Annotated in this window: 2 protein-coding genes; both read left to right on the forward strand. The window is 52.4% G+C overall.

Features of this window, described 5'->3' with window-relative positions; genetic code table 11:
• The first annotated feature begins 572 nt into the window (after window positions 1–572).
• Window positions 573–1,583 (forward strand): NAD(P)-dependent alcohol dehydrogenase, encoded by a 1,011-nt coding sequence (locus ABYT30_RS18185; protein WP_373097915.1) that lies wholly within the window; start codon window positions 573–575, stop codon window positions 1,581–1,583.
• A 25-nt stretch (window positions 1,584–1,608) separates the two neighbouring features.
• Window positions 1,609–2,658 (forward strand): AMP-binding protein (locus tag ABYT30_RS18190; protein ID WP_373097917.1); only part of this gene is annotated, 1,050 nt, incomplete at its 3' end.

The raw sequence follows: 2,658 nt of genomic DNA on the forward strand, positions 1-2,658 counted from the left end.
GCTTACAAAATCGTTAACGGCGATGCCGCCGGCATTATGGTGCGCCAGCGCCAAGGCTATTGCTCGACCGGCGCCTTGGCCCGCGCCGGTCACAAAGGCGATTTGGCCGTTTAAATCCAATGGGTCTTTGCCAATCATTGAAATTGCTCTCCTATTTCTTTTGCTTGTAGCCTCAGTGCAGTCCTTGTGATTAGCGCTAGAGTATCCGCTCAGACAAAGCGCTATAGGCATGTCCAAGTCTGGGTAGGCGTGTCAGCAGTTTGGTGTACCTATTTTGGGATCGTCATTTTTATTCGGGGTAATTCGGTTTGGATCAATAAAAACACTTGATCGCCTTGACCCTAGATGCAAGATTCAGCATATTCGGTATTTACTGAATATGTCAAAGAGTTCTAATCTATGCTCGGCATTTGAGTGTTAGTGGTCGAGGCGGCGTATTGTTAGTTTGGCTTGAGGGCATTGGCTGTGCGTATCTATTTAGAGGACACGGCTAAAAAAGGCCTTGGCCGATTTTACTGCGAGGGCCGAGTCTATTTCCGCTCATGCATTTACTCCGCATCGGGAGATAGTCTGTGAAAACTTTTTTAACACGCACTGCTAGTGGCATTGCGTCTTTGGCGCTTGAAGATTGTCCGACGCCGGGGGCATTGGGCGCAGGGCAAGTGCGGATTGCAATGCGTGCGGCGTCTATTAATTATCGCGACCTGATGGCGGTCACTGGACAGTTTGGCCCGCCGGGGCCAGAGGGTTTAATCCCTTGTTCTGACGGCGCTGGCGAAATAATCGAAGTTGCTAGCGATGTTCGACGAGTGAAGGTCGGCGACCGGGTCGTCTTAACGCAAAATCCAGATTGGATCGGCGGGCCATGGCGGGCAAGCTCGGGTGCGATGGGCCGCGGTAGCGTCATCGTGCCCGGCGTGATGTGCGAAGAAATGGTTGTTCACAATAGTGAAGTGGTGTTGTTGCCCGCGCATTTAAGTTTTACCGAGGGGGCGGCCCTGCCTTGCGCAGGTGTGACCGCGTGGCATGCCTTATGTGCCCCAGCGCCGCTGTATCCTGGCATGACCGTACTATTGCAAGGTGCGGGCGGGGTGTCGGTACTGGGACTGCAATTGGCAAAGTTATTTGGCGCGCGGGTTATTGTTACGAGTTCCAGCGCCGAGCGCTGTGCACGTCTTAAGGCTTTGGGCGCTGATGAAGTCATTGATTATCGCGCCGTGCCAGAGTGGGACAAAAAAGTGCTCGCGCTAACGGCTGGTCAAGGTGTGGATGTGGGCATTGATATTGGCGGTGCTGCCACGATCGATCGCACGATTGCCGCAACGCGTAAGGGCGGCCGTGTGGCGCTGGTCGGATTATTGACCGGGTGGCCAAATACCGCCTCTGCTATTTTTTCATCTGGTGTCGACATACATCCAATAAAAGTCGGGAGCCGCGATGATTTTGAGGCAATGAACCGCGCAATTGATTTCCATAAAGTTAAGCCAGTTATCGATCGGCAATTCAGTTTTGAACAATTGCCTGAGGCCCTGAGCTATCTACAGAGCGGTAAGCACTTTGGCAAAATTGCGATTACTTTTTAATTAATAATACGTGGAGTTTGAGCCAATGGATGATTTGCATCGCCCACTCTATACCGCAGATGTGCTGGCTAATGCCTTGAACAATGGTGGCACAACGCCGCTTTTTCATCTGCAGAACGGACCGAGCTTATCGGTAGATGAAGTGCGCGATGCCACGAGTCAGTATGTGCAGGCCTTGGTGAGTCTTGGTGTGGGTCAAGGAACCCGTGTTGCACTAATTTCTCCGAACAGGCCGGAGTGCCTATTTGTAACAAGTGCGGTACAAATGTTGGCCGCCGTGTACGTGCCGTTGCATCCGCTGAGTGCACTGCCTGACCACCGTCATGTGATTAGTGATGCTGAAGTCGAGGTTTTGATTTTTGATGTGGCGCGATTCAGTGAGCGTGCGGCGGAGCTGGCGGCAGCCGTGCCAGGTTTGAAATTAATGGGTTTTGGTGAGAGCGAGTTAGGTTCAGATATTTTTAAGCTGGCCGCTGGTTTCAAACCTAAAATGTTAGAGCCGCCCATCGTTGGCCCTCATGACATTATGCGCATGGGATACTCCGGCGGTACGACAGGCAAACCCAAAGCCATTCCCAGCTGTCAGCGTACCGCGCTGGTCACCCTGCAAATTATGATGACGGATTGGGAGTGGCCGAACCGGCCGAATATTTTGAGTTGCGCGCCGCTTAGTCACGCTGGGGGCGCGATGTTTATGCCTGCCATCCTGAAAGGCGGCTCACTGTTGGTGCAGCCTGGGTTTGATCCTGTGGCGGTAATGGCGGCGATTCAGGAACATCGTATTAACTGCATTATGTTGGTGCCAACAATGATTTACGCATTGTTGGACCACCCGCGCTTTGACGAATTTGATCTCTCCAGTTTGGAAACGGTTTTTTACGGCGCATCGTCTATTTCGCCGGCCCGGCTTAAAGAGGCGATTGAGCGAATTGGTCCGGTGTTCAGTCAGTTCTACGGTCAGGCCGAAGCGCCAATGGCGATTTCCATTTTGCGAAAAGCCGATCACGATGTGAATAATATGCAGCGTTTAGCAAGCTGCGGTCGCCCAAGCCCTTGGGTGAATGTGCAATTGCAA

It is taken from the genome of Zhongshania sp. (assembly GCF_041623545.1).
Lineage (GTDB): Bacteria > Pseudomonadota > Gammaproteobacteria > Pseudomonadales > Spongiibacteraceae > Spongiibacter.